The 23,431-nt window shown below is 34.3% G+C and carries 21 protein-coding genes and 1 riboswitch; of the genes, 18 read left to right on the forward strand and 3 right to left on the reverse strand.

The window, feature by feature from the left end; all coding sequences use genetic code 11:
• Positions 1-12: 12 nt before the first annotated feature.
• Positions 13-1,602, reverse strand: coding sequence for an ABC-F family ATP-binding cassette domain-containing protein (locus H600_RS0115465; protein ID WP_026729639.1), 1,590 nt, complete (start codon positions 1,600-1,602; stop codon positions 13-15).
• A 431-nt stretch (positions 1,603-2,033) separates the two neighbouring features.
• Positions 2,034-2,432, reverse strand: coding sequence for a DoxX family protein (locus H600_RS0115475; protein WP_026729641.1), 399 nt, complete (start codon positions 2,430-2,432; stop codon positions 2,034-2,036).
• Between the two features lie 163 nt (positions 2,433-2,595).
• On the opposite strand from H600_RS0115475, the gene H600_RS0115485 reads away from it, so the two are divergent.
• The 15 genes from H600_RS0115485 (at position 2,596) to H600_RS22170 (ending at position 18,075) form a co-directional block, all read left to right on the forward strand.
• Positions 2,596-3,168: a Crp/Fnr family transcriptional regulator gene (locus H600_RS0115485; protein ID WP_026729642.1), complete on the forward strand. Its 573-nt coding sequence runs from the start codon at positions 2,596-2,598 to the stop codon at positions 3,166-3,168.
• Between the two features lie 370 nt (positions 3,169-3,538).
• Positions 3,539-4,093, forward strand: coding sequence for a YceI family protein (locus tag H600_RS0115490; RefSeq protein ID WP_026729643.1), 555 nt, complete (start codon positions 3,539-3,541; stop codon positions 4,091-4,093).
• Between the two features lie 4 nt (positions 4,094-4,097).
• A complete protein-coding gene (locus H600_RS0115495; protein ID WP_026729644.1) occupies positions 4,098-4,316 on the forward strand; it encodes a tautomerase family protein in 219 nt (72 codons plus the stop codon).
• Positions 4,317-4,321: 5 nt separating this feature from the next.
• The gene (locus H600_RS0115500; protein WP_026729645.1) at positions 4,322-5,056 is read left to right on the forward strand and encodes an SDR family NAD(P)-dependent oxidoreductase; all 735 of its coding nucleotides are present in this window, start codon (positions 4,322-4,324) and stop codon (positions 5,054-5,056) included.
• Between the two features lie 2 nt (positions 5,057-5,058).
• Complete coding sequence (locus tag H600_RS0115505; RefSeq protein WP_026729646.1) at positions 5,059-5,508, forward strand: nuclear transport factor 2 family protein; 450 nt, start codon at positions 5,059-5,061, stop codon at positions 5,506-5,508.
• A 17-nt stretch (positions 5,509-5,525) separates the two neighbouring features.
• Positions 5,526-6,611, forward strand: a complete 1,086-nt coding sequence (locus H600_RS0115510; RefSeq protein ID WP_026729647.1) for an NAD(P)H-dependent flavin oxidoreductase — start codon at positions 5,526-5,528, stop codon at positions 6,609-6,611.
• A 428-nt stretch (positions 6,612-7,039) separates the two neighbouring features.
• Positions 7,040-7,139, forward strand: a riboswitch (SAM riboswitch).
• 287 nt (positions 7,140-7,426) lie between these two features.
• Positions 7,427-8,425: a TlpA disulfide reductase family protein gene (locus H600_RS0115515; RefSeq protein WP_026729648.1), complete on the forward strand. Its 999-nt coding sequence runs from the start codon at positions 7,427-7,429 to the stop codon at positions 8,423-8,425.
• A 42-nt stretch (positions 8,426-8,467) separates the two neighbouring features.
• Positions 8,468-9,946 carry an aminotransferase class V-fold PLP-dependent enzyme gene (locus H600_RS0115520; protein ID WP_026729649.1) on the forward strand — a complete coding sequence of 493 codons (1,479 nt, stop codon included), beginning with the start codon at positions 8,468-8,470 and terminating at the stop codon, positions 9,944-9,946.
• A 279-nt stretch (positions 9,947-10,225) separates the two neighbouring features.
• Positions 10,226-11,257, forward strand: a complete 1,032-nt coding sequence (gene metN, locus H600_RS0115525; protein ID WP_026729650.1) for a methionine ABC transporter ATP-binding protein MetN — start codon at positions 10,226-10,228, stop codon at positions 11,255-11,257.
• Positions 11,250-11,903 carry a methionine ABC transporter permease MetI gene (locus H600_RS0115530; protein WP_026729651.1) on the forward strand — a complete coding sequence of 218 codons (654 nt, stop codon included), beginning with the start codon at positions 11,250-11,252 and terminating at the stop codon, positions 11,901-11,903. Before metN ends, H600_RS0115530 begins: the two co-directional genes overlap by 8 nt.
• Positions 11,904-12,029: 126 nt before the next feature.
• The gene (gene metQ / locus H600_RS0115535; protein WP_026729652.1) at positions 12,030-12,848 is read left to right on the forward strand and encodes a methionine ABC transporter substrate-binding lipoprotein MetQ; all 819 of its coding nucleotides are present in this window, start codon (positions 12,030-12,032) and stop codon (positions 12,846-12,848) included.
• A 501-nt stretch (positions 12,849-13,349) separates the two neighbouring features.
• Positions 13,350-13,601 carry a hypothetical protein gene (locus H600_RS0115540; protein ID WP_035108678.1) on the forward strand — a complete coding sequence of 84 codons (252 nt, stop codon included), beginning with the start codon at positions 13,350-13,352 and terminating at the stop codon, positions 13,599-13,601.
• Positions 13,602-14,450: 849 nt separating this feature from the next.
• Entirely contained in the window at positions 14,451-15,899 is a 1,449-nt protein-coding gene (locus H600_RS0115550; RefSeq protein ID WP_051234433.1) for an aspartate ammonia-lyase, read from the forward strand.
• A 23-nt stretch (positions 15,900-15,922) separates the two neighbouring features.
• Positions 15,923-16,990 (forward strand): type II asparaginase, encoded by a 1,068-nt coding sequence (locus H600_RS0115555; RefSeq protein WP_084157392.1) that lies wholly within the window; start codon positions 15,923-15,925, stop codon positions 16,988-16,990.
• 341 nt (positions 16,991-17,331) lie between these two features.
• Positions 17,332-18,075, forward strand: coding sequence for a ZIP family metal transporter (locus tag H600_RS22170; protein WP_035108679.1), 744 nt, complete (start codon positions 17,332-17,334; stop codon positions 18,073-18,075).
• A 46-nt stretch (positions 18,076-18,121) separates the two neighbouring features.
• Here H600_RS22170 and H600_RS0115565 read toward each other — a convergent pair whose 3' ends face one another.
• Entirely contained in the window at positions 18,122-19,222 is a 1,101-nt protein-coding gene (locus tag H600_RS0115565; RefSeq protein WP_245176579.1) for a BamA/TamA family outer membrane protein, read from the reverse strand.
• A gap of 256 nt (positions 19,223-19,478) precedes the next feature.
• Between H600_RS0115565 and H600_RS0115570 the strand changes: the two genes are divergently transcribed.
• From H600_RS0115570 to H600_RS0115580, 3 genes are read left to right on the forward strand one after another with little or no spacing between them, the layout of a single operon-like run.
• The gene (locus H600_RS0115570; RefSeq protein ID WP_167330307.1) at positions 19,479-20,774 is read left to right on the forward strand and encodes a TolC family protein; all 1,296 of its coding nucleotides are present in this window, start codon (positions 19,479-19,481) and stop codon (positions 20,772-20,774) included.
• Positions 20,775-20,785: 11 nt separating this feature from the next.
• Positions 20,786-21,847, forward strand: coding sequence for an HlyD family secretion protein (locus H600_RS0115575; RefSeq protein ID WP_026729658.1), 1,062 nt, complete (start codon positions 20,786-20,788; stop codon positions 21,845-21,847).
• A 3-nt stretch (positions 21,848-21,850) separates the two neighbouring features.
• Complete coding sequence (locus H600_RS0115580) at positions 21,851-23,419, forward strand: efflux MFS transporter permease (protein WP_026729659.1); 1,569 nt, start codon at positions 21,851-21,853, stop codon at positions 23,417-23,419.
• Positions 23,420-23,431 lie beyond the last annotated feature (12 nt).

Here is a 23,431-nt window from a genome sequence, read left to right on the forward strand (position 1 = left end):
ATATAAAATATTCTAAAATAAACTAATACTGTTGTTTATGTTTATTTCATTTAAGAATACTTCATCATGTGAAACAACAATCAAAGTACCTTGGTATTCATTCAAAGCAGCAGTCAGAATTTCGATATTTTGTAAATCCAAATTGTTTGTGGGCTCGTCTAAAATGATTAAATCGGGTGCTTGATTTGTGATTGTCAAACCGCAAAGCATTAAACGCATTCTTTCTCCTCCGCTTAAAAATTGGCAAGGTTTGTCCCAATCTGATTTTCCGAAAAGAAAACGATTCAGTCTCATTTTAATATCGTGTTCTTCTAACCCCGAAGTATTGCTTTGTTGCGCCTGTTCATAAACACTTAACTTGTTGTTGATTAAAGAATAATCCTGGTCAATGTAAAAACTTTTGCAGTCTGCAATTTTAAGATTTCCTGATTTTGGCTGTAATTCTTTTAAAATTAATTTAATCAGCGTTGTTTTTCCGGAACCGTTATTTCCTTTTAGCGCCATTCTTTCGCCTGAAAGAATCTGAAAATTCAAATCGGTTTTCCAAATCTTTTCGTCGTTGTAACTGTAATTTATTGATTCTGCGGTTGCTATTGTTTTTCCTTTGTGCAGTCGTGAATTGTCAAGCCCGAATTTCATTTTGTCTAAACTCGAAACGTTTTCACGCAGTTCACGCAATTCCTGCGAAATGCCACCAATTTTCTCTTCATGAACGCTTTTGGTTTTCGAAGTACTGTTTTCGGCTTTATTTTTTAAAGTGTTCATCATAATGCGGGCAACACCAGCTTTTTCCTGTTTCTTTTTGCCTTTTGCATCCGATTTTTGTTGCCTTTCAATGGTTTCTCGTTGTTTTTCCTTGGCTTTTTGAAGCGCTTTTTCCTTTGAATGAATATCCACTGCCAAAGCATTTTTTTCGATATTTTTTTGTTCTAAATAAAAATCATAATTGCCGCCGTAGGTTTTGATTCCGTTTGATTTTAACTCACAGGTTGTGTCGAGTAGATTCAATAATTTTCGGTCGTGGCTTACAATCAGCATGGTTAAGGACGAATCTTTGATGAATTGATACAGCAGATTTCTGCCTTCAACATCAAGATGATTGCTGGGTTCATCCAATAAAATAAGCTTGGGTTGATGGATTATAATTCCGGCAAGAAATACCTTTGTTTTCTGGCCTCCGCTTAAAAACTGCATTTTCTGAGTAAGATCTAAATCCGATAAATCCCAATATTTTAAGGCTTCGTTGCAACGATCTTCAATCGTCCAGTCGTCGTTGAGCAGATTTAAATTGGTTTCGCTTACATTTCCCTCAAGAATTTCGCGGAAAGCGGTAAGTTTTGGCCCGATTTGTAAAGCCTCGGCAATCGTTAAATGATTGTATTGCCCGAAGATTTGTGGAATATAATACGGTTCAGTTTCGATTTCGATGGTTCCGCTTGACGGAAATAATTCTTTTGCTATAATTTTAAGCAAAGTTGATTTTCCAGAACCATTATGTCCTGTTAAGGCTATTTTATTGCCTGTATTTACTGTTAAGCTGACAGCGCTAAACAGCAATTCTGTATTAGAATGTGTATAGGATATGTTTTGAAGAATGATCATAATCTCTTTCTTAAGCATTAATAAATCAGCAAAAACCAAGTCTGGCTTGCTGTCTCTATATCTGAAAGAAATTATTTATTCACATTTACTTGAAGTGTTCGTTTGAAAACGCAAAGATAAGAAATGTTTTAAAAATCAAAAAGGCTGTCTCAAAAAAGCAGTTCCTTTAACGAGACGAAATATTTGCAAAATTATCTTGTAAACAAAACCCCAGCGGGGTGAAATATTTATAGTTTTAATAAGACAAATGAAAAAAGCTCCAGAGGAGCGATATATCTCTAATATCAAAAAATATGTCGCTCCTCTGGAGCTTTATGCTGTAACGATTTATTTTTTTTCTATAAATATATCGCTTCTCCCGAAGCTTTCAAAAAAAAAAGAAACTACCTTTCGAGACAGCTTCTTCAAATCTGCTTTTGCAAAGCTTAAAATTAGCCTACAATTGCGTTTTTAGAATAGTTTACGGAATATAATTCTCTAAACATGGCATAAGTTACGCTCACCATTGTAAAAGCGATTATAGCATCGATAGTTGCTGGAAAACCTAAAACCGCCAATTTTGAAAAGAAAGCAAAAATAATGTCGAAGAAAACTCCGGCAAATACCCATTCTTTCAATCGTAATAATTTATTCGGAATCAATAATGTGATTACTCCAGCAACTTTAAACACACCAAGGATATAAATAAAATGTGCTGGATAGCCCAATTGTTGTGTTATTCCCCAAACAATTGGATTTGAAGTTAATTCGAAAAACCCGCTGGCACCAAACCATAAAGAAGTTAAAATGATTCCTGTCCAGTAAATAATTTTTGTCGTTTTTGTGTTCATGATTTTAATTTTTAAGTTGTTAAACAGGACAAAATTGCGTCAGAACCAACAGAAAACATATGAGTTTTTTGGTGAAACGGACAATTTGATTTCTGAAATAGACAATCCGAAAGTTCATCTGATTTTATAACTTTACAGAACACTTTTAAAACCGAAATTTATAATGGAAGCCAAAGCCATTTTGCAACAACATATCGCCAAAACGGCTGTATTGACAGAAGAGGAATTTGATTATTTCTATTCTCATTTTAAACCTTTGTCCTTCAAAAAAGGGCAAACGATTATCAGTGCAGGAGATAAAGTAAACTGCGAATATTTTGTGATTTCGGGTTGTCTGAAAGCATTTTTTATAAATGATGAAATCAAAATGTACATATTGCAGTTCGCAATGCCAACTTGGTGGGCATCTGATTATACTGCTTTATACAATCAAACAGAAGCTACCATAAACGTTGACTGTATTAGTGATGCTGAAGTGCTTTGCCTTTCCAATGAAGACCGAGAAAAACTCTGCAAAGAGTTTCATCAAGTGGAGCATTTCTTCCGCTGGCGAACCAATAAAGGCTACATCGCTTCTCAAAAAAGGCTTTTGTCTTTTATGAACAATAATGTAAAAGTGCGTTATGAAGAACTTTTGGCATTATATCCGCAATTGTATAATCTTGTTCCAAAGCATTTAATCGCTGCTTATTTAGGAGTTTCCAGAGAAACGTTGAGCAGGCTTTATAATTCTTAGGCTTTGTAATTCGCAAGTTTTATGGCCCACTGATTTTGCGGATTAAACAGATTAAAATAGTTTGTTTCACGCAGATTTTGCAGATTTGAGCTGATTAAGCAGATATTTATTAATCTCTCAAAATAGCGATATATAATAGCTCTCGCAGATTTGGCAGATTGAGCTGATAATTTTTTCAATCTTTTTTATCTGTGTAATCTGCCAAATCTGCGAGAGACCAAAATAAGCATTCTGTAAAAAAAACCTTAGCACCTTAGAATCTTAGCATCTTAGAACCTCAAAAAAAGAATGTGATGTAGGTCACGTAACCAATCTTCATAACCGCCGTTCCTTTGTACTGTAATTTTAAATACACTTAAATACAATCACAATGGAAACAACAAATTATAAAATCGTAAGCTCAAACAGCAACGTAAAATGGACTGGAAGAAAAGTAACCGGTGCACATAATGGTACAATTGGTATCAAAGAAGGTGATTTCATCATAGAGAATGGAAAAGTAAAAGGAGGGAAAGTTGTAATTGATACGACTTCTATTAAAATTCTGGATGTAACAGATCCGGCAACAAACACACAATTCGGTGGTCATCTTGCCTCAGATGATTTTTTCTCAATCGAAAAATTTCCAACAGCAGATTTTGATGTTCTTTCTGTAAAAGAAGTATCAGACACCACTTTTTATCTTGAAGGCAATCTTACCATAAAAGATATTACACACGTTGCAGGTTTTGAAGCAACGTTAGAAAACAATCGAAATGCAATTGCCCTTAAAGGAAAAATGATTATTGATCGTACCAAATACGATATCAAATTCCGCTCAGGAAATTTCTTCAAAGATTTGGGTGACACTTTAATTTATAATGACTTTGAATTGGATTTTAACATCAATGCCGAAGCCATATTTTCAGAGCAATTAAAAAATTAAAGCCATGCCTTACGTAAAATTAGAATTGACTCGCGAAGGCGTAACACGCGAGCAAAAACAGCAATTAATAAGCGGCATTACCAATTTGATAACTGAGGTTTTAAACAAAGATCCGCATTTGACTCACGTTGTAATTCAGGAAGTTGAATTAGACGATTGGGGTTACGCAGGAGAACAAGTATCTGTATTAAGAGAAAAAGGCATTACAGCCGATAAAAAATAAATATCATGAAAAAACAAACTATAATCGTTACAGGCGCAGCTTCCGGAATTGGAAGAGGAATCGCAAAATATTTTTTGGACAGAGGAGATAATGTTGTTATTAATTCATTGACTCCAAGCGCGCTAGAAAATACATATAATGAATTTGGCGCAGGGAATAATCTGGCAATGTTTGCTGGCGATGTAAGCAATAAAGAAACAGGAAAACAATTAGTAAAATTGGCAATTGAAAAATTCGGTTCGGTAGATATTTTGGTTAACAATGCTGGAATCTTTGACAGCAAGCCTTTCTTAGAAGTTGATGAAGCCTATTTAGATAAGTTTTTGACAACCAACCTAAAAGGAACATATTTCACAACACAAGCTGCAGTTCCTCAAATGTTGGAGCAAAAAGATGGTGTTGTAATTAATATTGGAACACCATTAGTAAATCACGGATTAGGCGGATGGCCGGCTTCGGCACCAATCGCAAGCAAAGGAGCAATTCATGCTATTACAGTTCAATTAGCAGCCGAATTTGGTAAACAAAATATTCGTTTCAATACAGTAGCTCCAGGAGTAATCAGAACGCCAATGCACGGTGATAATGCTGATGCCACTGCTGGCCTGCATTTGCTAAACCGAGTTGGAGAAATTGACGATGTTGCCGAAATGGTCTACACAGTTGCCAAAAGTAATTTCATTACCGGTTCAATTATCAATGTTGACGGAGGAAAAGGAGCAGGGCACAACTTAAATTAATTATGAAAACTATTTTATTAACTGCTTTTATGCTCTGGAGTTTTCAGGGCATAGAAGCTCAAAATACGATCAAAATGGAAAATCAAGCCGAAATTGCAGCGATAAAAGATGCAGTTGAAAACTATTATTTTAAAGGAATTTACGAAGGCGATGTACTGCTTTTAGGAAGTATTTTTTATCCGGGAAGTTTTGTTCTTGGCGATGTAAAAGGGCAACCTTATTTTAAAACGGCTGATCTTTATTTGGATGGCGTGCAAAACAGACAAAGTCCAAAAGATTCAGGAAAACCATTTAAAGGTGAAATCATTAACATAAAAGTCGTAAATTCAATCGCAATTGCAGAAGTTAGTTTGAAAATGTACGATTTTGATTATCGTGATTTTTTATCTTTCCATAAGATTAATGGAAAATGGCTTATTGTCAACAAAATGCTGACTGATTTAAGCGAATAATTTTAAATTTTAAAGTGATGTGGTACAATACAAAAGCTTCAGAATTATTAGGAATTCAATATCCAATCTTGCAGGGACCTTTTGGCGGAAGTTTGTCCACGCCTGAACTTACTGCGGCCGTTTCAAATGCTGGCGGTTTGGGAGGATATGGCGCGTATACTATGAGTCCGCAGGAGATTTATGAAGCCGATAAGCAAATAAAAGCCTTAACCAATAAGCCGTATAACTTAAATCTTTGGGTTTCTGATTCCGATATGGATCCAAATGGAATCTCAGATGAGCAATACAATAAAGCAAAAGAGCTTTTTAAACCGTATTTTGACGAAGCCGGAATTCCGTTGCCAGAAAAACCGGCACCATTTCAATCCCGATTTGAAAATCAGCTACAAGTGGTTTTAGATATTCGCCCGAAGGTTTTCAGTTTTATGTTTGGAACGCTTTCTCAGGATATTTTGGAACATTGTAGAACACTTGGAATTGTAACCGTTGGCGCCGCAACTACTTTAGACGAAGCAATATTTTTAGAAAATGCAGGAGTCGATATGATTATCGCATCAGGATTTGAAGCTGGCGGACATAGACCTTCTTTTTTGGCTTCCGCCGAATCTTCAGTCACCGGAACTTTCGTTTTGTTGCAATTAATTAGAGAAAAAGTAAAAGTGCCTGTTATTGCAGCAGGTGGAATTGCAAATGGAAAAGGAATTGCCGCAGCATTAGCTTTAGGAGCAAGCGCCGCTCAATTGGGAACCGCATTTTTAGCTACTGAAGAATCAAACGCATTGCCAATTCACAGAGAAATGTTGTTTTCTGATGCAGCAAAATATACCACTTTATCGCGTGCTTATACAGGAAGGCTAGGGCGTGGCATTTCGAGCCGAATTGCAAAAGAAATTATAGGAAAAGAAGCAGATGTTCTTCCATTCCCGTTGCAGACTACATTTATGTCGCATTTAAGAAAAGCGGCATTGGATCAGGAAAAATGGGATATGATACTATTTTGGGGCGGACAAATTTCCCCAATTCTGAAACACAGAAGAGCAGGAGAGTTGATGCATTCTTTGATTGAAGAAACAACAGCTTATTTTGATGAATTGAAATTTTAATTTAGTAAAGAATTGATATTTCGCTTCGCTGAAGCTTTAGATTTTAGGTTGTTTGATTTAGCTATAGATATTATGTCTTTACAAGGCTGTATAGTCAACTCCATAGGAGTGTTATATTTTTAGAAAGAATTATGAAGTTACAGTTTTAGCCCCATAGGGGTGGTATATGGCAACGAATAGAGAAGGAATTAGAACTCATTTTAGAAGCGGAATGAGTTTTTTTTATATCTTTTTTTGAAATAGAAAAACTAAAATGGCTTAATTTCATTCGTAATAAATCAATTTCTGTGTTTTGTAAATCATTGTATTTTAACTTGTTATTTGGTAAATTTCGCTTGATTCAAAATAAAATAAAAAAAAACGATTTTAAACTTGACTAATTCTGTAGAATTAATATATATTTGTAACGCAGAATATTTCTGCAATGATACTTATCCAGAAAGACTGAGGGAGAGGCCCAATGAAGTCTTAGCAACCTGTTGCTAAATAAGGTGCTAATTCCTTCCCGCATTGTGGGACAGATAAGAAAGATTTCCGAAGTGAATCTGAATAAGGTCATCAATATTAAAATTTATAATTTCAAAAATGAAAGCCCATTCAGCCATTTTACATGCCAATTCTGATCGTTTGAATTTATTCTTTCAAGAAAAGAATATTGCGGTTTTCCGAATGTGAAGACAGTAAGTTTTCCTCTTTTTCTCCATCAAAATAAGGTTTGCCATATCTTTTAAGATAGGCACAGGAATTCTTTTTCTCAGCTTAAAATCAAATTTTAAAATATATAAAAACTATAAATCACTAAAAATCAAAAACAAATGAAAAAAATACTATTAGGTTTTGCCATAATTTTTGGAACAATCCAAACTCAGGCACAAGAAAATAATTTGCAGTTAAAAGGAACTGTTGTCGATACGGTTGCACAATATGTTTATCTGCAAAAGTTTCATAATAAAATGTTTACCACAATTGATTCTGTAAAAGTGAAGGATGGAAATTTCAGTTTCAAAACAAAAGTAAAAACACCGGAATTATACGGTTTAAGTGTAAATACTGCAGATTTGCCATTGTATGTTTTTCTTGAAAAAGGAACAATTACAGTTAAATTAAATCCGAAAAAGTATTATAGAAATTCTGTCGTAGAAGGTTCTGCAGCACAAGATTTGTTTGAAACATATAAAAAATCAAAAGATATAGAAATCAGTAAATTCATTACTGAAAATCCAAAATCGATTGTTTCAGCTTATGTCTTGTATAGAAATTGGTCATATCGATTGACTCCAGAACAAATCACACAAAATATTGCTTTGTTGGATAAAAGCCTTCAAAGTACGACTTATGTGAAAGAGCTAAAAGATTTAGCTGTCGTATTAGATGGATTAGCAGTTGGGAAAAAAGCCCCAGATTTTACAGAGAAAGATACGGAAGGAAAATCAGTTCGTCTTTACGAAAATTTAAAAGGCTATACGCTAGTTGATTTTTGGGCTTCTTGGTGCGGTCCTTGCCGAAGAGAAAATCCAAATATTGTGGCAGCGTATAAAGAATTCCACGATAAAGGATTTAATGTCATCGCCATTTCTTTGGACAAAAAGAAAGAAAACTGGATCAAAGGAATTCAGGATGATAAGCTGACTTGGACACACCTTTCGGATTTGCTTTTTTGGAATAGTGCGGTTGCAAAATTATATGGAGTAAGAGCCATTCCAGCGAATTATCTAGTAGATTCTAAAGGAGTAATTGTGGCGAAGAATCTTCATGGAGAAGAGTTGCAATCTACGTTAAAATCTCTTTTAGATAAAAAAGTAAGCGCCAATTAATCAGTCAATAATACAATTTGTTAATTTAAAAATGATCGGGAAATGAATGCAATTGAAACAGACAAGCCAATAGAGTTGGAGTGTTACTTCTCTAAATTTAGAGAAAACACCATAGGAGTAAATCATAGTTTTCAATCGGTTTATGGAGAACAAAATCTAATTTATGCAGATTGGGTTGCCAGCGGAAGATTGTACTTACCGATTGAAGATATTATGCTCAATAAGGTTGGCCCAATGATTGCCAATACGCATTCGTTTTCTAGTCAAACTGGCAAAGCCTCGACGTATGCATACCAGCAAGCCAGAGACATTATTAAAAAATCGGTTAATGCAAATGAAGCTGATGTTTTAGTGACAACCGGAACCGGAATGACGGCAGCTTTGTCGAAATTGCAGCGCATTATCGGTTTGAGAAAGAATCATCAAAAAGGGAATAATGACAAACCAGTCGTTTTTATTACGCATATGGAACATCATTCGAATCAAGTTTCTTGGTATGAAACTAGTGCTGATGTTGTAATTCTGCCACCAAACGAAAACAACTTAGTCGATCCAGCTATTCTTTCTTCAGAAATAAAAAAATACGCTGATCGAAGTATAAAAATCGGTTCGTTTACGGCATGTTCGAATGTTACAGGAATTATTACGCCTTATCATGAATTGGCCAAAATCATGCATCAAAACGGCGGATTGTGTTTTGTAGATTTTGCAGCTTCGGCACCTTATGTCAAAATCGATATGCATCCAAAAGATCCAGAACAACAATTAGATGCTATTTTCTTTTCGCCTCATAAATTTTTGGGTGGGCCAGGAACTTGCGGTGTTTTGGTTTTTAATGAAAAATTGTACCAATCTGATTTTCCCGATAATCCAGGTGGCGGAAATGTAAAGTGGACAAATCCGCGAGGGAAATATTCATACAGTGACATAATTGAAGTAAGAGAAGATGGTGGAACTCCGGGATTTTTGCAAGTGATTCGAACTGCTTTGGCTTTGGAATTAAAAGAAAAAATGGGAGTGGAGCAAATTGCAAAAAGAGAGAAAGAGCTATTAGAGATTTGTTTTTCTAAACTTCAAAAAATACAAGGTTTGTCTATTTTGGGCGATTTAAAAAACAAACGAATTGGCTGTGTTTCATTTGTAATTGATGATATTCACTACAATTTGATTGTTAGACTTTTAAATGATCGTTTCGGAATTCAGGTTCGCGGTGGCTGGTCGTGTGCTAGTACCTATGCGCATTATCTTTTTAATATCGACGAAAAGCGATCAAAGGCCATTACAAATGAGTTGCTTCAGAAAAACCAGACCAATAAACCTGGCTGGGTTCGCTTGTCGCTTCATCCAATAATGACAAATGAAGAGCTTTTATTTATTTGTAATGCAATTCGCCAAGTGGCTTCAAATTATAAAAAATGGCAAAAAGATTACGAATATAATGCTGCAACAAATGAGTTTGAAAATTCTAGAATCCAAGATACAATTGCGAGAGAAGTCAAGGAATGGTTTGATTTGGAATAGACATTTTTAAATGCATCAATAAAGTAATCTATTATTTTGATAGGGTAATGAAAGTTTTTGTAGTTTTTGTATTAAAATTGAAAATAACTTTTTAAATTTGCAACCGCAATGAGAAAAAACGACCAGAATATGAAGAATTATTACAACAGCAATATGATGTGCTGTAATGTTGTAATGCAATTCATTGAGCTGGCTTCTATATAAAATAATATTATTTATTTCAAAAAAGCCTTTCATGAACAATTGAAAGGCTTTTTTGTTTTTAACCCTAATTACGAAATGATTGAATTAAAAAATGTAACCAAAACTTTCCATCAGAAAGACAGAGTTGTAACTGCTTTGTCTGATGTCTCGTTGAGAGTTCCGCCGGGGAAAATTTTTGGTGTAATCGGAACTTCTGGTGCCGGAAAAAGTACTTTGATCCGTTGTGTGAATTTGTTGGAAAGACCAACTTCTGGAGAAATTATTGTAGATGGAAAAGCATTGATGCAGTTGTCAAATGCTGCATTAGCACTAGAAAGAAGAGAAATCGGAATGATTTTTCAGCATTTCAATTTATTGTCTTCACGAACTGTTTTTGAAAATGTTGCATTTCCGCTGGAATTGGCAGGAACTTCAAAAAGCGAAATTAAAACTCGCGTTTTAGAATTATTAGAGTTAGTTGGTTTGGCCGAAAAAGCAAACGATTATCCAGCAAATCTCTCTGGGGGACAAAAACAGAGAGTGGCGATTGCAAGGACTTTGGCTAATAATCCAAAAGTATTGCTATGTGATGAAGCGACAAGCGCGCTTGATCCCGCAACAACTAGGTCAATTTTAAATTTATTGAAAGACATTAATAAAAGACTAAATATCACCATTTTACTTATTACGCATCAAATGGAAGTCGTAAAATCAATTTGTGATGAAGTTGCGGTTATCAGCTATGGAAAGCTAATAGAGCAGGGAAGTGTTGGAGAAATTTTTGCTGATCCGAAACATGAATTGACCAGAGAATTTATTTCGTCTTCTTTACATATTGAAGTTCCGTCGGTTTATCAAGAAAAATTGCAAAAAGAAGATAATGGAAATCTGAATCCGTTATTGAAATTAGAAATGACAGGAAAATCAGTTAACGAGCCTGTTATTTCTGAAGTTTCAAGACTTTTTGATACCGATTTCAAAATTGTGAGCGCACAAATGGATCAGGCTGGAGAAGTAAATTTTGGTGTTATGCTGATTGAACTTTCAGGAAAACGCGAAAATTACAATGCTGCGATTCAGTATTTTAACTCAAAACACATTAAAACAGAAATTATAGGTTATGTCTGATTCAATTATAGATTTATTAGTAAAAGGAACATGGGAAACCATAGTTATGACTTTTGTGTCTGGCTTTTTTGGCTTTTTATTAGGACTTCCAACAGGAATTTTGCTTTTTCTTACGCGTAAAAATCAAATTCTAGAACAATCGGTTTTAAACAGAACTTTATCGGTTTTGGTGAATATTTTTCGTTCCATTCCATTTATTATTTTGATTGTTTGGATGATTCCGTTTACACGTGCTATTGTTGGAACTTCTATTGGCGTTAGCGCGGCATTGGTTCCGTTGAGCATTGGCGCAGCGCCGTTTATTGCGCGTTTAGTTGAAAACAGTTTGTTGAGTCTTCCTTCTGGATTAATTGAAGCGGCAAGAGCTTTAGGCGCAACACCTTTCCAGATTGTATATAAAGTTTTGCTTCCAGAAGCTTTGCCTTCTTTAATCAATGCAGCTTCAATTACCTTAATTACACTTGTTGGTTATTCGGCGATGGGTGGCGCAGTTGGTGCAGGCGGATTAGGACAAGTAGGGTATCAGTATGGATATATTGGTTATGATGCCGTGACGATGAATTCAGTTTTGGGTTTACTGGTAATTCTGGTATTCTTGATTCAGTTTGCTGGAGACCGATTATCAAAGCGTTTCGATCATCGATAGGGTTAGTCGAAAGTCAAAAGTCGAAAGTCAAAAGTCGAAAGTCAAAAGTCGAAAGTCAAAAGAGGAAAGAAACAAGAAGAGAGAGAAAGCTGAGATTGAAAGTGAATTAAAAATTAAATATATAAAATGAAAAACAAACTAAATATTTTAAAAACTGCTGGAGTTTTGGCTTTGGCACTTGTTTTATCAAATTGCGGAAAAGAAAAAAATAATGATCCGCATTTTATAAAAGTTGGTGTTGCTTCTGGACCGGAATTAAAAGTGGCTGAAGCGGCAAAAAAAGTGGCGAAAGAAAAATTTGGGCTTGAAGTTGAATTGGTTTCGTTCAACGATTATGTGATTCCAAATGAAGCTTTAAGTCAAGGCGATATTGATGCCAATGCTTTTCAGCATAAACCATATTTAGACGAACAATCGAAACAACGTGGTTATAAATTGGCAATCATCGGAAAAACATTTGTTTATCCAATTGCTGCTTATTCTAAAAAAATAAAAAGCCTTTCGGAATTGAAGAACGAAAGCACAATCATTATTCCGAATGATCCAACAAACGGAGGGCGCTCATTATTGCTTTTACAGAAAAATGGTTTGTTGAAATTGAAAGAGGGCGTAGGTTTATTGCCAAAAGTCACAGACATTATCAATAATCCTAAAAACTTGAAAATATTAGAGTTAGAAGCGCCACAATTGCCAAGAGCTTTGGATGATGCAAATGTTTCAATAGCGATTATCAATAATACATTTGCTTCTGCTGCCGGATTAGTTCCTTCACGAGATGCTTTATTTGTCGAAGATAAAGAATCGCCTTATGTGAATTTGGTGGTAAGCCGTGAGGACAATAAAAACGAAGAGAAAGTAAAACAGTTTTTGCAAGCTTTTCAATCTCCTGAAGTAGAAAAAGCTGCAGAACAAGAGTTTAAAGGTGGAGCGGTAAAGGGTTGGTAATTTAAAGAAAAAGCACTTTTAAGATATAAAGACAGATATGATCTAAAAGGATTGTATCTGTCTTTTTATTTTGTCGAGAATTAACTTTATAAAAATGATGTCTTTATGAAAAAACAAACTGATTTTATTTAAAGAGAAGTTTTTGAAATTTTATTTAGAAAGATAATTCGTACAAGTTAGAAAAACAAATTTTAAAAGAATTTTTAACGGTTATTTTCATTTTTTGGCAATCAAAAAACAGCTTAATTGCTTGTAAATATTAAATTTTGACATAGTAGAACCTCTTTTAATAAAAATGATGCATTTTAAGTCGCTCAAAATGAAAAGGTTTCATTTTATAACTTGGAACAGACTTAAGGCAAAAAAAAGATACTTTAAGATTTAATGCTGCTTAACTTTATCATTAGGTAGCGTGTATGATTGAGAAATAGCCTTTTAATTTTAGTAAAAAAATAATTCAATTGTTTTTAACAAATCAGAATTCACTAAAAATTGTGTAGTATGTCTGTTCCGAAAGAGTTATATAATTTAAAATTCTCAGAATATTTAGAATCGTTAAAGATTTTGTATTTGGTAGATGATAATTTTAAAACAATCTGTGATGAATATTGTTCTAGCATGATCAAAACAGAGAAATACAAAAAGAAATTTGAAAAATATTTTCAACATAAACTCGAAGCTGAAAATTTGGCTAAAGAGTTAGAAGAAGAAATTTTGATTTATTTGATAAGAAATGGATGGGATAAAAAATAGTTTTTTATTGATTTCTTATGATATAAGTTTTAAAATCCCGTTTTGATATGAAGTGGGATTTTTTTTTCGCGAATTTTTAGGCTTAAAAACATATCTATTTTATGCCCTGAAATCATTTAGTGTATGTCATAATGTTTTTTGTATGTCAAACTAAACAATAGACTCATTTTAGCTCTTGTTTAGGTCTTTTCATTGTGCATTTTTTAATGAATCATTTGACTTAATCTTAAAATCTTAACATTTACAGTACTTCACCGCTTGTTTTTTTGCTAAAAATGAATTTTTATTTGATGTTTCAAATTATAAAATGAAACAAAAATATCTGATTATCAATCTGTTTACTTTGTAATTTTATCAAGCAAATATTTTTTGTTTTTAATAAAGCAAAATGTTTATGATGATTAATATTACATATTGAGCTTCATTTTTAAGAATTGATAAAAGCATCTTGAAATTTTCGGAATTCCATAAAATTTAAATCTGAAAAAAATATACGCCAAACTTTCACCCCATAAGAGATCTATGTTTAATTAATTAAGAATAATCAAACAATTTAAACTATAATCATTATGAAAAAAAAGTTATTACAAAAGGTTAAGATTAGATATTTTCCCCTAATGAAATGAGTCTTCAAAATGTAAATCTCATTTTTGATTTAAGAAGGTGGAGCTAAAAAGTCCAGAAATTTATGTTTTATGTAATGCAGTTGAAAATCAAAGCTGCATTGTATCTCATAGGCGATTTGGAACCAAGATGTTTAAACACTGTAATTTTTTCAGAAACACTCTACAGAAAAATTCAATAGTTGATAGCTGTTGAAAGTTACCATAACAAAAAAAATAGAAAAACATGTATAAAAAGATACAATACATAATACTGTGTGGCTTGTGTATTACAACTGTACAAGCTCAAACTCGAACTGAAAAAGATCTTTTGGGCGACAAACAAATTCCTGCTAATGCTTATTACGGAGTTCAAACAGCGCGTGCGTTAGAAAATTTCCAAATCAGCGGGATGACAACGCAATTTTATCCAGACTACGTTAGAGCTTTTGCAATGGTCAAATTAGCGGCAGCTAGAGCAAACGCTGATGTAGGGCGACTTAAAAAAGATCGCCTTGCAGCGATAGAAAAAGCTTGTCAGGCTGTGATAGATGGAAAATACCATGATCAATTCTTAGTTGATTTATATCAAGGTGGGGCAGGTACTTCGGCAAATATGAATGTCAACGAAGTTCTTGCCAATATCGCTTTAGAAATGAGTGGTCATAAAAAAGGAGAATATCAATTTATAGAGCCTCATGATGATTTAAACATGGGACAATCTACAAATGATGTTTATCCAACTGCAATAAAAGTAGCACTGTTGTTGCATAACGATAAGCTTGTAAAAGAAGCCGATTTGCTTGCTAAAGCTTTCCATAAAAAAGGAGACGAATTTAAAGATGTCCTAAAAATGGGTCGTACCGAAGGGCAAGATGCTGTACCAATGACTGTTGGACAGGAATTTCATGCTTTTGGAAATCAGCTTGATGCAGAAGTAAATACACTTCGTAAAGTTGAAGTGTTTTTATGCGAGCAAAATATGGGAGCAACTGCTATTGGAACAGGAATTACTGCTTCTCCAGGATATGCCGAAAAAGTGGCAACGCATTTAGCAAAAATCACAGGAAAACCGATTGTAATGAGCAAAGATCTTATTGCCGCTACAACCAGCCAACAAGGATTTGTATTGTACTCATCTGCTCTTAAAAGCATGGCGGTTGCGTTATCTAAAATTAGCAGTGACCTTATTATCTTGACTTCTGGACCTCGTACGGGGATTTTTGAAATCAATTTGCCTGCACTTCAGCCGGGATCTTCAATTATGCCGGGTAAAGTCAATCCTGTAATGCCAGAACTTATGAACCAGCTTTGCTTTAAAGTAATGGGGAATGACCTTACCGTTACGCTTGCAGCACATTCAGGTTTGTTGCAATTAAATGCTTACGAGCCTATTGAAGCAATTGCAATGATGGAATCACAAGGGTTGTTTTTTAAATCTTTTCCATTGTTTAGAAAAAATTGTATCGAAGGCATTACGGTAAACAAAGATGTTCTGAATCATTACATGGAAAGAAGTGTTGGTATTGTTACCGCTCTGAACCCAGTACTAGGATACGAAAAAACCACCGAATTGGCTAAAGAAGCACTTGCATCTAATAAAGGAATTCTGGAGCTTATTCGTGAAAAGAAATTGCTGACAGAAGATCAAATCAAAAAACTTTTAGACCCCGCAAGTTTAACAGGTCAAAAATAACCATCAACTAAAAAAATAAAACCATGAAATTAAGTATGAATTTTTGTAAAAAAGTGTTTTTGCTGGTGATGTTATCACTAAGTATTAGTATGTTCGGACAAGCTAAACCTAAAGTTTTAATACTGGCAACAGGCGGTACTATTGCCGGAGCGGCAAAAAGTGGCGTTCAGTCAGGATATACTTCTGGACAAGTTACTATTGATGCAATGGTAAATGCAGTTCCAGATGCATTAAAATTAGCCGATATTAAAGGAGAGCAAATTTCGAATGTGGGATCTCAAGATATGTCGTTTGAAATTATGCTGAAAGTAGCAAATAGAATCAATGAACTAGCTTCCAGCAAAGATTTTGACGGTTTTGTAATTACTCACGGAACAGATACTATGGAAGAGACGGCCTATTTTCTCAATTTAGTAGTAAAAACAGATAAACCCGTAGTTCTAGTGGGCTCTATGCGTCCATCGACAGCTATTAGTGCCGATGGGCCTTTGAATTTATACAATGCAATTGCGGTAGCGGCAGATCCAAATGCCAAAGGACACGGTGTACTTTTAGTAATGAACGACTGGATTCACTCGGCTCAATCATTGACAAAAGTAAGTACTACGGCAGTTCAAACTTTTATGTCTCCAATACGTGGATTAATTGGTACTACCGCTTATGGAGTAAATGATTTTTACCATTATCCTGATCAAAAATTTGGAAAAACTTCTGAGTTTGACGTAAAAGGCGTAACCTCTTTTCCTCGTGTAGATATTATTTATGCTGACGCTGACATGAAAGCTGACTTGATTGATGCATCTATCGAAAAAGGAGCAAAAGGAATTGTAATTGCTGGAGTTGGAAATGGCAACATGAACAAGGAATCGCTTGATGCGTGCGCCAGAGCTAGCAAAAAAGGAATAATTGTAGTACGAAGCACTCGTGTTGCAACTGGTTTAGTGGGCCGAAATGTAGAATGTAATGACGACGAGTTAGGACTTATTGCTTCTTATGGATTAAATCCACAAAAATCTAGAATCTTGTTGTCTGTTGCATTGCTTAAGCCAAGAAAACTAGATGAGCTCCAAAAAATATTTATGGAATATTAAGATAAGTCAAAAAAATACAATTGAGTTGGGTTTGATTTCTTGATTAGAAATCAAATCTGCTCAATTTTGTTTATTAATCAAGACAGTTTTAAGCTAATTTACAATAAATAGGGGGTATTAACCTTTATTTTGAGTATTCGTTTCTATACTTAAAACAATGAGAATTTAAGTATTCCTAATGTAAGATTAAGTAATTGATTATTATAGTTTAAAAATTGTTTTTTTTGTTTTTTTTAAATTGGTTTAGTTTAGGATAGCCTAATAGGTTTTATTATTTGGGGTTAATAAAACCTATGAAGCTGTCTTAAAAATATTGTGTCTCTACATTTAAAGTAACAGCTATGCTTCAGGCTTTTTTACTTGGGTTATTGGCTACATCTTCCTTGATTTTGGGAGGAATTATTGCTATTCGTTTTGATTTGAGCGGTCGTTTAATTGGCAAAATTATGGGTTTTGGCGCAGGAACTTTGATTTCTGCCATTTCTTATGAATTGGTTTTCGAAGCTGTAAAATTAGGAAAAGGGAGTATCTACCCAACTTTTGGTTTTTTTGGAGGCGCATTAATGTTTTACGGAGCAGACCGGCTTATTGGTCATTTTGGGGCTAAAAATCGGTTAAAAATTGGTACTGCAAAAGAATCAAATCTAATTGTTCCAATGGTTTTGGCTATAATTCTTGACGGAGTTCCAGAATCAATTATTGTTGGGTTAGGTTTTTTCAAACATCAAACAGGAAGTCTGGCAATGCTGGTAGCCGTTTTCATATCAAATCTTCCCGAAGCTATTGCTGGTTCGTCAGGTATGAAAAAAGGAAATTGGAGCAATAAAAAAATAATGTTGCTTTGGATATTTATCTCATTTTTATGTGCTTTTGCTTCCTTGGCAGGATATTCTTTATTTGGCAGTGTTTCAAATGAATGGCTTTCTTTTATTCTAGCTTTCGCAGGAGGTGCTATTTTAATGATGCTGGCAAACTCAATGATTCCAGAAGCATATGAACACGGACATAAATCTGCGGGAGTATATACAGTAGTTGGATTTTTTGTATCGGTTTGTGTTGTAGTTTATGAAAATATGGGACACTAATTCTTCTGGTTTTCCTTTTCTTTTATCATCAAATAAATAAAAGAAACTAAAAAGCTTCACCAATCCTAAAATAAAGTCCCCAATCTCCTTTCCCGACAGCACCATCTAATCCCACATTGAATTTTTCGTTTTTGAAAGCTCTGTAGCGATAACCAACGCCTGCGCCTGGATATAGTTTCCAGTCAAAACTTGGTGTATCAGAACCGTAAATAGTAGCTACTCCGGCAAAGCCTACAACGCCCATTCTTTTATGAAAATTATAGCGATATTCGCCTTGAATAGCCATAAGTCCATCTCCGCGATATTTTCCTTCAGAATACCCTCTGATATCATCGTTTCCAATGGTAACTTGCTGTTCAAAAGAAATATTTCCTAAACCAAATTTACCTGCAAAACGCGCAGCAACAACATCTTTTTTATCTCGAACAGAAATATAAGTATTGTACTCTGAAATGATTTTATTTGCATTTACATCATCAAACCATTCTGGATAAGTGATCCATCTGGCTCTTATTTTGCTTCCTTTTGTTGGGTAATAAACAGCATCGCGAGTATCATACAGTAAAATCATCTGTAAGCCATTTGTATGTGATACCGAGGCTGGCTGTATATCTTCTTGATAGGTCGTGTCATAATGCGCATAAGAATAGCCTATTCCTCCATAAAATGATTTTACAATTTTCCTTAAAGCACTCACGCTTACCAAAAAGGTTTGAGTTCCGTAATCATAAAATCCAGAAGAATCAAAATCATCCATAAAAAATTGTGCATTTTGATTGCCTGCCATCGCAAAAAGCTGGGCGCGCCATTTGTCTTCATTAAAATGCCATTTATTGAATGAACATACAAAATAGGATTTGTTCGTAGTATAAATTGCTGTAATCCCTGATAATGATTTTGGTGAAATTGTATCAGCTTTATTTGTTTTGTACATCATCATTGGGATTGCACCAAACATAAAATCCAACGTTCTGTTGTAGCTGATATAGGGCATAACATTAAAATCGATATTCTTTTTTTGGGGCTGTACATTTTTTGTGGTATCTGAGGTTTTTTCTTGAGCGAAAGTGCTCGTGAAACAAAGAAAAAAAAGCACAATCAATAAATGTTTCTGCATGAGGCTTAAAATAATATTGTTATGGTTCATACAAAATTAAAGCCAATTTATTTTTCATGAAACTTAAGGATGATTTAAGACGTTTCATTTTATAAAATGAAACAAGTTAGTAAATTTTCCTTCTTAAGAATTCTCTAAATTTATTTCTTAAAATATTCCTAAAAAGGTTAAAATCCTAAGGAGCTAAATTGGTTGCGAAAGCTGAAATCAACTCCAAGAAAAATGAAATTTAAATGAACAAAATTCAATGAGATATTGGCAGTTTAAATATTTAAAATTAAAGTTTTTGGCTTTAGTATGTTGTTGCGTCAATATTGGTTTTGCGCAGGAGGATAGTATTGGAACTGCAAAAAAAATTAGGCTGGATGAGGCCATATTATTAGGAATTCAAAACAATCGACAGCTTAAAATAGCAAATACAGATTTAGCTATCGCGAAAGAAAATGTTGATCAAGCAAAAATTGCCAAAATGCCCCGTATCGGTGTAAATGGCGGTTACAATTATATAGGCAATCCTAAAATCTATGAAGGGTTTTATGAGAGCAATATCACTGTAGATTATTATAATCATCAGGCTTTCGCTAACATTATTTCATCGTTGCCAATTTATAACGGAAGTGCAATTAATACACGAATTGATCAGCAGGAACTCATCAGTCAAATGCAACAGTCCGCTGTTAAAATGACCGAAGCTGATGTCAAAAATGCTATCACAGAACAATATTTTACGCTCGAGAAACTATACAGACAAATTGAAGTTACAAAACAAAATATCATCAATACTGATCTTCGAATCAGACAGTTGCAGTCACGTGTGAACAACGGACAAAATATAAAAAGTGATTTATTGAGAACAGAATTGCAACAATCGAATTTTAAGGTATCTGTTTTTAGAAGCAAAAATACAATAGAATTAATCAGTAATTATCTCGATATTTTGATTGGTTTTCCAACCAATACTATTTTAAAGCCTGAAGTAACAGAAAGCATGATTCCGACAGAAAATATAGAGCTGCAGGAAAGTTTGGCAGAAGCGTTTCAAAATAGAGAAGAAATAAAACGCGCCGAAGTGAAAATTAAATTATCTGAATCATCTTTGAGTTTGACAAAAAGCGGTTTTATGCCAAATATAAATGCAAACCTTATTTTAAATACCGAATATCCGGCACAATGGCCAAACTACGTGAATATATTGAATTATTGGGCAGCAGGGGTTTCCTTAAATTGGGATGTTTCAAGTTTTTATAATTTAAAACACAGAATTTCAGGCGATAGACTGGAAATTGACAAAAGTAATATTGCACTGCAAGTAACAAAAGATCAAATTAGTACCGAAGTAAAAAATGCTTATGTGCGCTATGTTGAAAGCAAAGAAAATATCAAAACCTATAAAAAAGATGTGGAGCTTTCGTTGAGTAATTATAAAATTGTGAAAAGTCGTTATGACAATGATTTTGCCTTAATCACTGAAATTGTTGATGCCGAATTACAGCTTAACAATTCCCGAATTTTATTGGTAAATGCCAATTTAGATTTTATCATTCAATATTATTCTCTCCAATATGCGATGGGAAAACTTTAATAGAAAATATCATGAGCGAACCGAATGCCCAAAACGAAATAATTCAGAAAGATAAAAAGAGAAATACCATTCTTACCGTGCTGTCTTTTGGTTTTTTGATTGCCGGCGGTTTGTGGATTTTGAGTCTGTTTTTTGATTTTAGCACTTATGAAACGACTAATAATGCGCAAGTTGAGGCTTATATCAATGCTGTTGCAGCAAGAGCGACAGGGCATATAAAAGAAATCAGATTTGAGGCTAATCAGTCTGTTCGTAAAGGAGATACGCTAGTGGTTCTTGACGATTCTGAATATGTCATAAAAGTAATGCAGGCCGAAGCAGATTTAGCTATAGCCGAAGGAAATCTTCATTCGTTGGAACAAAATATTACTACATCAGCATCCAATCAAGCTTCAGGAAAAGAAAAATTGGCTGGTGATATGGCTAGTCTCGAAAAAGCACAAAAAGATTATCAGCGATTTAAAAATATGTATGCAGACTCGGCTGTTACCCGAAATCAATATGATCAGGTAATTTCCAAACTGAAATCGGAAGAAGCTTATGTAAAAGCGAGCCAAAAAAGTTTAGAGGCTAGCAGTTCAATCACTGCGCAAAGCAATATTAATTTGGAAGCGGCAAGAGCAACGGTTGCACGCAAAAAAGCCGATCTCGCAGCCGCAAAATTGCAATTATCCTATACAAGCGTGATAGCGCCAGGCGATGGATTTGTGGGTGAACGCAATTTATCTATTGGCGAATTGATAAATACAAATCAGACCGTTGCGACCATTGTATTGAATCAAAAATTATGGATTTCTGCCAATTTTAAAGAAACTCAGATTGAGAAAATAAAAAGAGGACAAGAAGTTACCATCACGATTGATGCATTAGACGGGGAAGAATTTAAAGGAAAAGTAACAGGATTTTCACCTGCAACAGGAGCCAAATTTTCAATGGTTGAGCCTGATAATTCAACAGGAAATTTTGTCAAAATCACACAAAGAATTCCTGTGAAAATTGAATTTGAAGCGTCTGCAAAAGATTTACAGGATGTAAGACCAGGAATGAATGTAACAGTTGAAGTAAAAAAATAAGAAATGTTTGCAGGAAAAAAAGGAAGCGTTTTTACCCTAATAGGATTATATATCCTTACAATTCCTTTTTTTAATGGTCTTAACGTCACTACTTATGACAATTCGCAAATTATGGGGCATTTTGGAGAATCGACAACGGTTTTTACGTACTCGATTTACATTCCCATTTTTGCTATGCTTGGGTTTATGCCTTTGGGATTAAAATTAGGAAAGCAAATCAAGGTGCGAACCATGATTTTGTCGGCGTGTTTTTTGTCTTTGATTTTCAATACTGCCTTGTTGTTTGTTTCTAGTATTGAATGGTTTGTATTTTTTAGATCACTTTTGGCTATTGTTTCTGTAATTGGAATATTTGCATCAATGGTTCCGATTTTAATGAAGTACAATCCGGCTTTTAATATGGCTTTGTTGTATGGGATTCTACAATTTATTCAAAAAGGAAGTCAGCATTTGTATCAATATTTAGGAACAAATTTTACGAATCTTCACAATTGGACTTTTGGAATTTATTTTTTGAATGCCAATTTCTTAGTTGGAATTCTGCTGGCGTGGTTTTTTTATAAAGCCGACGTTGCTCCAATGAAAACACCTTTTCAATTCGATTGGCGTGGCTGGATCATCATGCTTTTATTTTTTCTGATTATTCTGTTTTTATGTGCCGAAGGACAGACTAGAAATTGGCTGAGTGATCCAAAGATTGTTTTAGCTATAGGATTCTTATTTATAATGGCTGGGATTTATCTGTTGCACGTTCGTTTTACAACCGATCCTATTATAAATCCAGATGTTTATAGGCATAAAAACGTAGTTATTGGTGCTTTTTTGATGTTTTACATTGGGGTAATGAATGGAACCGGAAGTGTTGTAACCGGTTATATGACCAATGTTTTAGGTTTTGATCCAGTGCTTAACGCTTTAACGCATTTGGCAATATTATTTGGTTTATGTATTTCGATTCCGCTTTCGACTTATCTTTTGTATAAAAAGATTTATTTGGCAACGATTTGGGTAATCGGTTTCGCGTGTTATGGATTTTACCATATCATTTTGTTTTTCAGATTTTATCCAGGAATTGATTCTACTGATTTTTTTGTGCCTCTTGTTTTTAAAGGTATGGGAATTGGTTTTCTCTTTCCTGTTTCCTTGCTTTATATTTCAGAAGGTGTTCCGCCACCATTGAGTACATCACGTATGATGACAGGAATTATTTCACAAGCTGTTTTTGCATCTCTACTTGGAAGCGCAATTCTTGGAACTTTTATTTCGAATATGAATGTTCAGCATAAAACAGGTTTAAGCCAGCAATTGTCAGCGCTTAATAAATCAGCAGAAAATCAATTAGAAAGTTCCAAAAGAAATTTTATGTATATGGGATTATCTGATGCCGAGGCACAGAAAAAAGCAGAAAAAAGTCTTTCGAATCAAACTTCGCAGGCATCAATATTGTTGGCTTATAAAGATATTTATCTCGTAATGTCGGCGATATGTTTTTTTCCCATATTACTAATTCTGCTTTTCAAACTTTGGCGAAGACCACTAGGAAGAGTAGAAGTAGAGCCAATACCAATTTAATTTTAAACATTG

Origin of the sequence: Flavobacterium denitrificans DSM 15936 (assembly GCF_000425445.1) — a bacterium.
Lineage (GTDB): Bacteria > Bacteroidota > Bacteroidia > Flavobacteriales > Flavobacteriaceae > Flavobacterium > Flavobacterium denitrificans.

Bases quoted from the DNA above. Each gene is read 5' to 3' on its own strand.
- H600_RS0115465 (WP_026729639.1), bottom strand. From the start codon at position 1,602: ATGATCATTCTTCAAAACATATCCTATACACATTCTAATACAGAATTG.
- H600_RS0115475 (WP_026729641.1), bottom strand. From the start codon at position 2,432: ATGAACACAAAAACGACAAAAATTATTTACTGGACAGGAATCATTTTA.
- H600_RS0115485 (WP_026729642.1), top strand. From the start codon at position 2,596: ATGGAAGCCAAAGCCATTTTGCAACAACATATCGCCAAAACGGCTGTA.
- H600_RS0115490 (WP_026729643.1), top strand. From the start codon at position 3,539: ATGGAAACAACAAATTATAAAATCGTAAGCTCAAACAGCAACGTAAAA.
- H600_RS0115495 (WP_026729644.1), top strand. From the start codon at position 4,098: ATGCCTTACGTAAAATTAGAATTGACTCGCGAAGGCGTAACACGCGAG.
- H600_RS0115500 (WP_026729645.1), top strand. From the start codon at position 4,322: ATGAAAAAACAAACTATAATCGTTACAGGCGCAGCTTCCGGAATTGGA.
- H600_RS0115505 (WP_026729646.1), top strand. From the start codon at position 5,059: ATGAAAACTATTTTATTAACTGCTTTTATGCTCTGGAGTTTTCAGGGC.
- H600_RS0115510 (WP_026729647.1), top strand. From the start codon at position 5,526: ATGTGGTACAATACAAAAGCTTCAGAATTATTAGGAATTCAATATCCA.
- H600_RS0115515 (WP_026729648.1), top strand. From the start codon at position 7,427: ATGAAAAAAATACTATTAGGTTTTGCCATAATTTTTGGAACAATCCAA.
- H600_RS0115520 (WP_026729649.1), top strand. From the start codon at position 8,468: ATGAATGCAATTGAAACAGACAAGCCAATAGAGTTGGAGTGTTACTTC.
- metN (WP_026729650.1), top strand. From the start codon at position 10,226: ATGATTGAATTAAAAAATGTAACCAAAACTTTCCATCAGAAAGACAGA.
- H600_RS0115530 (WP_026729651.1), top strand. From the start codon at position 11,250: ATGTCTGATTCAATTATAGATTTATTAGTAAAAGGAACATGGGAAACC.
- metQ (WP_026729652.1), top strand. From the start codon at position 12,030: ATGAAAAACAAACTAAATATTTTAAAAACTGCTGGAGTTTTGGCTTTG.
- H600_RS0115540 (WP_035108678.1), top strand. From the start codon at position 13,350: ATGTCTGTTCCGAAAGAGTTATATAATTTAAAATTCTCAGAATATTTA.
- H600_RS0115550 (WP_051234433.1), top strand. From the start codon at position 14,451: ATGTATAAAAAGATACAATACATAATACTGTGTGGCTTGTGTATTACA.
- H600_RS0115555 (WP_084157392.1), top strand. From the start codon at position 15,923: ATGAAATTAAGTATGAATTTTTGTAAAAAAGTGTTTTTGCTGGTGATG.
- H600_RS22170 (WP_035108679.1), top strand. From the start codon at position 17,332: ATGCTTCAGGCTTTTTTACTTGGGTTATTGGCTACATCTTCCTTGATT.
- H600_RS0115565 (WP_245176579.1), bottom strand. From the start codon at position 19,222: ATGAACCATAACAATATTATTTTAAGCCTCATGCAGAAACATTTATTG.
- H600_RS0115575 (WP_026729658.1), top strand. From the start codon at position 20,786: ATGAGCGAACCGAATGCCCAAAACGAAATAATTCAGAAAGATAAAAAG.
- H600_RS0115580 (WP_026729659.1), top strand. From the start codon at position 21,851: ATGTTTGCAGGAAAAAAAGGAAGCGTTTTTACCCTAATAGGATTATAT.